The organism is Burkholderia sp. (genome assembly GCF_018375725.1).
In the GTDB taxonomy this organism is placed as follows: Bacteria; Pseudomonadota; Gammaproteobacteria; order Burkholderiales; family Burkholderiaceae; genus Burkholderia.
Genome location: NZ_JAHACR010000183.1, coordinates 1 through 8433, shown reverse-complemented (window position 1 = coordinate 8433; position 8433 = coordinate 1). Strand labels below are relative to the sequence as shown.

General features: G+C 67.8%; 5 protein-coding genes and 2 pseudogenes. All 7 read left to right on the top strand.

Features of this window, described 5'->3' with window-relative positions:
• Positions 1–459, top strand: a pseudogene (locus KH616_RS17245) (exopolysaccharide biosynthesis protein); the annotation flags it as partial.
• 66 nt (positions 460–525) lie between these two features.
• On the top strand, positions 526–2751 hold the full coding sequence (locus KH616_RS17240) for a polysaccharide biosynthesis tyrosine autokinase (RefSeq protein ID WP_292248564.1): 2226 nt from the start codon (positions 526–528) through the stop codon (positions 2749–2751).
• 25 nt (positions 2752–2776) lie between these two features.
• Complete coding sequence (locus KH616_RS17235) at positions 2777–3736, top strand: glycosyltransferase (RefSeq protein ID WP_292248561.1); 960 nt, start codon at positions 2777–2779, stop codon at positions 3734–3736.
• Positions 3737–3779: 43 nt separating this feature from the next.
• Positions 3780–4916, top strand: a complete 1137-nt coding sequence (locus KH616_RS17230) for a glycosyltransferase family 4 protein (protein WP_292248558.1) — start codon at positions 3780–3782, stop codon at positions 4914–4916.
• A 2-nt stretch (positions 4917–4918) separates the two neighbouring features.
• A complete protein-coding gene (locus KH616_RS17225) occupies positions 4919–6406 on the top strand; it encodes a glucose-6-phosphate isomerase (RefSeq protein ID WP_292248555.1) in 1488 nt (495 codons plus the stop codon).
• Positions 6403–7587 (top strand): glycosyltransferase family 4 protein, encoded by a 1185-nt coding sequence (locus KH616_RS17220; RefSeq protein ID WP_292248552.1) that lies wholly within the window; start codon positions 6403–6405, stop codon positions 7585–7587. The genes KH616_RS17225 and KH616_RS17220 overlap by 4 nt, the downstream gene beginning before the upstream one ends.
• Positions 7588–7628: 41 nt before the next feature.
• Positions 7629–8423 (top strand): annotated as a pseudogene (locus KH616_RS17215) (glycosyltransferase family 4 protein); the annotation flags it as partial.
• Between the last annotated feature and the right edge of the window lie 10 nt (positions 8424–8433).

Sequence of the window (8433 nt, the reverse complement as noted above, 5' to 3'; positions counted from 1 at the left end):
GGCACGCTCTACACGCTCGACGCGAACGGCATGCTCGATCGCGGCGAGATTGCGCAGAACGTGATGCTGCAGCCGGGCGACATCGTCAACGTGCCGGACCGCAGCGACAGCCGCGTGTACATCATGGGCGAAGTGAAGACGCCGGTGGCGGTTCCGATGATGAAGGGCAAGCTGACGATCGCGGACGCGCTGACGTCCGGCGGCGTCATTCTCGATACCGATGCGAACCCGCGCAGGATCTACGTGATGCGCGGGATGCGCGACAACCCGACCCGGCCGGAAGTGTTCCGCCTCGACATGACGCAGCCCGACGCGCTGATGCTGTCGAGCCGCTTCCAGCTTCAGCCGCTCGACGTCGTCTACGTGAGCACGGCGGGCTCGGTGCAGTTCAACCGCGTGCTGCAGCAAGTGCTGCCGACGATCCAGACGATCTTCTACATGCGGCAGATCACGCGTTGACGGATCGCGGCGCAGCTTAACCGCCGGGGCGACGCGCATGCCCCGGCCCAATTGAAGCGGGAACGTATGGTGAATACGCAAGCGAAACATCCCTTTGCGGACATGGCCGCGAAGACCGAGGAAGAAGATGTCGTGCTCGGTCAGCTGCTCCAGGTGATCCTCGACGACATCTGGCTGCTGCTCGGCATCGCGGCGATGGTCATCGCCCTGGCCGGCGTGTACTGCTATGTCGCGAAACCGGTGTACTCGGCCGACGTGCACGTGCGGGTCGAAGGCAACGACAACACGACGCAGGCGCTGACGCAGACGCAAACGGGCGCGATGATCAACAGCGGCCCGCAGACCCCGCCGACCGATTCGGAAATGGAGATCATCAAGAGCCGCGGCGTCGTCACGCCGGTCGTCGAGCAGTTCAAGCTGAATTTCTCGATCACGCCGAAGACGATTCCCGTGCTCGGCAGCCTCGCCGCGCGGCTGGCCACGCCGGGCCGCCCGGCGAAGCCGTGGCTCGGGCTGTCGTCGTACGCGTGGGGCGGCGAGATCGCGGACATCGACGCGATCAGCGTGACGCCCGCGCTGGAAGGCAAGAAGCTGACGCTGATCGCCGGCCCGAACGGCAGTTACCGGCTGCTCGACGCGGCCGGCGGCCAGCTGCTCGCCGGCCGCGTCGGCGAAACGGAGCAGGGCGGCGGCGTGACGCTCACGGTGTCGAAGCTGGTCGCGCGGCCGGGCACGCAGTTCACGGTGATCCGGCAGAACGATCTCGATGCGATCACCGCGTTCCAGTCGGGTATCCAGGTCGGCGAGCAGGGCAAGCAGACGGGCGTGATCCAGATCTCGCTCGAGGGCAAGGATCCGGAGCAGACCGCGCAGATCGCAAACGCGCTCGCGCACTCGTACCTGAATCAGCACGTGATCGCGAAGCAGGCCGAGGCGACCAAGATGCTCGATTTCCTGAAGGGCGAGGAGCCGCGCCTGAAATCCGATCTCGAGCGGGCCGAGGCGGTGCTCACCGATTATCAGCGCACATCGGGATCGATCAACGCGAGCGACGAGGCGAAGGTCTATCTCGGCGGCAGCGTGCAATACGAACAGCAGATCGCCGCCCAGCGCCTGCAACTCGCGTCGCTCGCGCAGCGCTTCACGGATGCGCATCCGCTCGTGATTGCCGCCAAACAACAGCTCGCGCAGCTGCAGGCGGAGAAGGACAAGTTCAGCAACCGCTTCCGCAGCCTGCCGTCGACCGAAGTGAAGTCCGTGCAGCTGCAGCGCGATGCGAAGGTCGCCGAGGACATCTACGTGCTGCTGCTCAACCGCGTGCAGGAGCTGTCGGTGCAGAAGGCCGGCACGGGCGGCAACATCCATCTGGTCGATTCGGCATTGCGTCCGGGCGTGCAGGTCAAGCCGAAGAAAATGCTGATCCTGTCGGCCGCGGTGTTTCTCGGGCTGATTCTCGGCACGGGTGTCGTGTTCCTGCGCCGCAACCTGCTTCAGGGCATCGAGGATCCCGAACGGGTCGAGCGCACGTTCAACCTGCCGCTGTACGGGCTCGTGCCGGAAAGCGCCGAGCAGGCGCGGCTCGATGCGGCGGCAGAAAAGGGCGGCGCCCGCACGCGGCCGATTCTTGCGAGCCTGCGTCCGAAGGATCTGAGCGTCGAGAGTCTGCGCAGCCTGCGCACCGCGATGCAGTTCGCGCTGATGGATGCGAAGAACCGCGTGATCGTGCTGACCGGCCCGACACCCGGCATCGGCAAGAGCTTCCTGGCGGTCAATCTCGCGGTGCTGCTCGCGCATTCCGGGAAAAAGGTGCTGCTGATCGACGCCGATATGCGTCGCGGTGTGCTCGACCGCTATTTCGGCCTCGCGCCGGCGCCGGGCCTGTCTGAACTGCTGAGCGATCAATCGGCGCTCGCGGATGCGATCCGCGAGACGCCGGTGCCGGGCCTGTCGTTCATTCCGGCCGGCACGCGGCCGCCGAATCCGTCCGAACTGCTGATGTCGGCGCGCCTGCCGCAGTATCTCGAAGGCCTTGGCAAACGCTACGACGTGGTGCTGGTCGATTCGCCGCCGGTACTCGCCGTCACCGATGCGACGATCTTCGGCCGCATGGCCGGCTCGACCTTCCTCGTGCTGCGCTCGGGCATGCACACCGAAGGCGAGATCGCCGATGCGATCAAGCGGTTGCGCACCGCGGGCGTCGACCTGCAAGGCGGCATCTTCAACGGCGTGCCGCAGAAGACGCGCGGCTACGGGCGCGGCTATGCGGCCGTGCACGAATACCTGAACGCCTGAAATCGACGCGACAGGAGAGGCAATCTTGAAGATATCCGTACTCGTTCCGACCTACCGGCGGCCGGCCGACCTGGCGCGCTGCCTGCTCGCGCTGCAGCGCCAGACACGCCTGCCCGACGAGGTGATCGTCGTCGCACGTCCCGACGACGATGCGACCCACGAGCGTCTTGCCGATCCGTCGGTGGGCGGCGTACTGCCGCTGCGCATCGTGCCGGTCGACATGCCGGGGCAGGTCGCCGCGCTGAACAAGGGGCTCGATGCGGCGAGCGGCGACGTCGTCGCGATCACCGACGACGATGCCGCGCCACGCCCGGACTGGATTGCGCGGATCGATGCCGCGTTCCTCGCCGATGCGCGCCTGGGCGCGCTCGGCGGACGCGACTGGGTACACGAGAAAGGCCGCGTGCTCGACGAATCCCGCCCGCGGGTCGGATGCCTGATCGTGTCCGGCAGGATCGTCGGCAACCATCATCTCGGCGTCGGCGGGGCGCGCGAGGTCGACATGCTGAAGGGCGCGAACATGAGCTACCGACGCGCCGCGATCGAGCGGCTGCGTTTCGATACACGGTTGCGCGGCGCCGGCGCGCAGGTGCACAACGACATGGCATTCAGCATGCGCGTGAAGCGCGCGGGCTGGCGGCTTGTCTACGATCCCGCAGTCGCGGTCGATCACTATCCCGCCGAGCGTTTCGACGACGACCGGCGCGACGCGGCATCGCTGAACGCGCTCAGCAATGCCGCGTACAACCTGCACCTGATCCTGCGCGAGCATCTGCCGCCGCTGCGGCGCGAGATCGCGTGGTGGTGGTACGCGCTCGTCGGCACGCGCGTGTATCCGGGCATGGCGCACGTCGTGCTCGCGCTGCGCTCGGCCGACGGCGCGCGCGTGCGCGAGCACTGGCGGGCGGTGCGCCGGGGCGCACGCGACGCGCGCCGCGCCAGTCACGCGCCGCATTCGGCGGCGCTCCCGCGGGCGACGCGATGAACGGGCCGCGCGCATTGCACAGGGCTGAACCAGGAGAGGGCGCATGACTGCAACGAAGGTCCATGTTCATCTGTTTCACGGCGCCGACCCGCGTACTTACCGGAAAGGCGAGGACATCGGCTGCCTGTACGGCTATCACCATGCGGAGTCCGACGAATTCGCGCTGACGTATTCGCAGGATGCGCGCGAGCGCCGCATCGGCAGCATCGTACGCCGCGCCCTGAAGGCGGCGCTGGGCTTCGACATCGTGCACGCGTGGCGCAACCGTGACGCGCTGCTGAACGCCGACGTGATCTGGACGCATACCGAGCAGGAGCACCTCGCCGCCGCGCTGGTGCTGAAACTGGGCGGCCAGCGCGGCAAACGGCCGCTGCTGCTCGCGCAAAGCGTCTGGCTGTTCGACCGCTGGGCCGGCTACGGCGCCTTGCGCCGTTGGCTGTACCGCAAGCTGCTCGCGCGTGCCGACGTGCTGACGACGCTCGCGCGCGACAATGCAGCGCTGTGCCGCCGCTATCTCCAGCGCGATGCCGTGTTCGTTCTGTACGGCCTGAATACGCAGGATTTCCCGATCGACGAGCCGCAGCAATGGCGACCGAGCCGGCCGTTGCGCATTGCGGCGATCGGCAACGATCGCGACCGCGACTGGAAAACCTTCCTCGCCGCGTTCGGCGGCGAGGAACGCTACGACGTGCGGCTCGCGACCCGCCGGCGCGTGCCGCGCAAGTGGCATGCGCCGAACGTGCGGATTGCGTCGGCGTCGGGGCTGGCGAAGCAGCATGCGCTGTATGCGTGGGCCGATCTGATCGTCGTGCCGTTGCGGCCGAACTGCCATGCATCCGGCATTACGGTGATGCTCGAGGCGGCTGCGGTCGGCAAGCCGATGATCGTGACCGACGTCGGCGGCCTGCCCGACTATTTCCCGCACGATACGGCCGCCTATGTGCCGCCGTTCGATGCGCAGGCGCTGCGGCGCGCGGCCGATGCCTTCGCCGCGCAGCCGGACCATGCGCTGGCCGTCGCACGGGCGGCCGCCGCGCGCCTGCGCGAGCGCGATCTGACGACGCAGGCGTTCGCCGCGCAGCACGTGCGGATTACGCGCGACCTGTTGCGGCAGCGCCATGCGTCGGCGCCGGCCGGCGCGACGCCGCCGCTGGCGGATTCCCGCACATCGCCGCGTTGAACATGACAGCAACGAGCCATTCGATTGCCGATGCGCATGTGCGTCCTCCGGCGCACCGCTGGCTGGCCGGGCCGAGGCATTGGGCCGGGCAGGCCGCATTGTGGACGGTCACGGCGGCGCTGATCGCCGCGCACCAGGGCACGGTGCTGACGCTCGCGTTCCCGGCGATGGCGATCGTCGTCGGCCTGTGGCTGTATCTGAAGAGCCCGGCCCGCTACGTCGGCTTCATGTGGTGGACGTGGTTCCTGAGTCCAGAAGTGCGGCGTCTCGCCGACTGGTCGAAGGGCGGTTTCACGCCGACGAGCCTGATCCAGGTCGCGCCGCTCGCGGTGACGATGATCGCCGGCCTCGGCCTGTTGCGTCACTATCGCGTGCTCGGGCAGCGGCGCGGGATCCCGGTGCTGCTGATCCTGTTCGGGCTGCTGTATGCGTACCTCGTCGGCATCGTGTCGAGCGGCGTGCTGGCGGCGACCTACGATCTGGCGAACTGGGTGTATCCGGTGCTGATCGGCTTTCACATCCTGGTGAACGCGCGCGACTACCCCGAGTATCGCGACGTGCTGCTGTCGACCTTCATGTCGGGCATGCTCGTGATGGGCCTGTACGGCATGGTGCAGTTCTTCGTGATGCCGCAGTGGGACGTGCTGTGGATGGTCGGCTCGCAGATGAGCTCGCAGGGTGAGCCGGTGCCGTACGGCGTGCGCGTGTTCAGCACGATGAACTCGTCGGGGCCGTTCGCGTTCGCGATGATGGGCGCGCTCGTGTTCGTGCTCGCCGCGCCGCAGCGGATCCGCTGGCTGGCCGGCGCGGCAGGCTTCATCTCGTTTTGCCTGTGCCTCGTGCGCTCCACGTGGGGCGGCTGGGTGATCGCACTGTCGATCCAGCTGTTGCAGTCGAGCAACCGCGTGCGGATGCGGATGATCGTCAGCGCGGTCGTGCTGGCCGGGCTGAGCGTGCCGCTCCTGACCGTCGGGCCCGTCGCCGACCGGCTCGGCCAGCGGCTGCAGTCGATTGCGAACCTGAAGGACGACCGCAGCTACGACGACCGCAACAAGTTCTACGCGACGTTTGCCGAGACCGCGTTTACCGACGTCGCCGGCGAAGGGATGGGCGCGACCGGCGCATCGACCAAGCTGTCGAGCGACAGCGGCGAGCTCGGCAAATACGGCAGCTTCGACAGCGGCGTGATGAACGTGCCGTTCGTGCTCGGCTGGCCCGGCACATTGCTGTATCTCGCGGGGCTCGTGTGGCTGATCGGGCGCACGCTGCGTGCCTCGATGAGGCTGCGCAAGGACAAGTTCGCCGGCGCGTGCCTGAGTCTTTGCCTGTCGGTGTTCGCCATGCTCGTATTCACGAATTCGCTGATCGGTACGGGCGGGCTGCTGTTGTTCACCAGCATTTTTTCGATTCTTTCCGCGGCGCACTGGCAGAAGGCACAACGTCTCGCCCAGCGTCGGTCCGCCGCGCGCTTACGGGGAGCCGAACATTGAGAATCGCGATCGTCACGCATGTCGTGCGTCATAACGACGGACAGGGCCGCGTCAACTACGAAATCGCCCGTGCGGCGCTCGCCGAGCATGGCGAGGTCACGCTGGTCGCGTCGCATGTCGCGCCCGAGCTGCTTGCCGACCCGCGCGTGCGCTGGGTGCCGGTCAGGGTGGGGCGATGCTGGCCGTCGAACCTGATCCGGCAGCAGGTGTTTGCGCTCAGGAGCGCATGGTGGCTGCGCCTGAACCGCGCCCGCTACGACGTGCTGCACGTCAACGGCTTCATCTCGTGGATCAGGGCCGATGTGAATACCGCGCACTTCGTGCATGGCGGCTGGTTCAAGAGTCCGTATTACCCGTTCGGACTGACGAAGGGCCCGTGGTCCGCCTATCAGTACGTGTATACGCGCGTGAACGCGATGCTCGAACGCTGGGCGTACCGGCGTTCGAAGGCGATCACGGCGGTCTCGCAGAAGGTGGCCGACGAGATTGGCGGCCTGGGCATCGACAGCCGGAAGATCAGCGTGATCCATAACGGCGTCGATACGAGCGCATTCGCGCACGCACAGCCGGACCGCGGCGCGTTCAGGCTGCCGGACGACGTGTTCCTGCTGCTGTTCGTCGGCGACCTGCGCACGCCGCGCAAGAACCTCGGCACCGTGCTGAAGGCGCTGACCCGGCTGCCGGCGAACGTGCATCTCGCGGTCGCGGGCTATTTGCCGGGCAGTCCATACCCGGAAGAGGCGCGGACGCTCGGGATCGACGCGCGGGTGCATTTCCTAGGCCTCGTCAAGAACATGCCGACGCTGATGCGCTCGGCCGACGCCTACGTGTTTCCGTCGCGCTACGAGGCGATGAGCCTGTCGCTGCTCGAGGCGATGGCGGCTGGGCTGCCGGTCGTCACCGCGCGCACCGCGGGCGGCGCCGAAATCATCACGCCGGCATGCGGCATCGTGCTCGACGACCCGGACGATCCGGCCGCGCTTGCGCAGGCGATCGGCACGCTGGCGTCGTCGCGCGACACGTGCCGCGCGATGGGCGACGCCGCACGCGACCTGATGACGCAATTCGGCTGGGCGCGCATGGGCGCCCAGTACCTCGCGCTTTACCGGCGCATCGGCCAACCCTCGCAGCCGACCGCACTCGAGCGTGTCGAGCCTGCGATCACGCAGGAGCAATCGTGACGAATCATTCTTCCCGGCCGATCAAATCGCTGCAAATCGGCATGCACTGGTTTCCCGAACGCGCGGGCTGCCTCGATCGGATGTACTACTCGCTGGTCGGCGCGCTGCCCGGCGCGGGCGTCGCGGTGCGTGGGCTCGTCGCGGGCACGGAGAAGGTCGCGGCGGATACCGGCGGCGCAATTCGCGGTTTCGGTCTCGCGTCGCAGCCGCTCGCGCGCCGGATGCTCGCCGCTCGCCGCGCGCTGCGCGACGTGATCCGCGCCGAGCGGCCCGACGTGATTTCGTCGCATTTCGCGCTGTACACGTTTCCCGGGCTCGACGTCACGCGGGGCATTCCGCAGGTGTCGCATTTCCAGGGACCGTGGGCGGACGAGAGTCAGGTCGAGGGCGCGGCGACGCTCGGACAGCGCGCGAAGCGATATCTGGAGCAGGCGGTGTATGCGCGCGCGTCGCGGCTGATCGTGCTGTCGCAGGCCTTCGGCCAGATCCTGACGAGCCGCTACGGCATCGATCCGGCGCGTGTGCGCGTCGTGCCGGGCTGCGTCGATACCGCGCAATTCGACACGCCGCTCTCGCCCGCCGAGGCGCGGCACCGGCTGCAACTGCCGCAGGATCGTCCCATCGTGCTCGCGGTGCGGCGGCTCGTGCGGCGCATGGGGCTGGAGGATCTGATCGATTCGGTCGGGCTCGTGAAGCGGCGCCATCCGGACGTATTGCTGCTGATCGCGGGCAAGGGCAAGCTCGCCGGCGAGTTGCAGGCGCGTATCGAGGCGGCCGGACTGTCGGACAACGTGAAACTGCTCGGCTTCGTGCCCGATCATCATCTGGCGGCGCTGTAACGCGCGG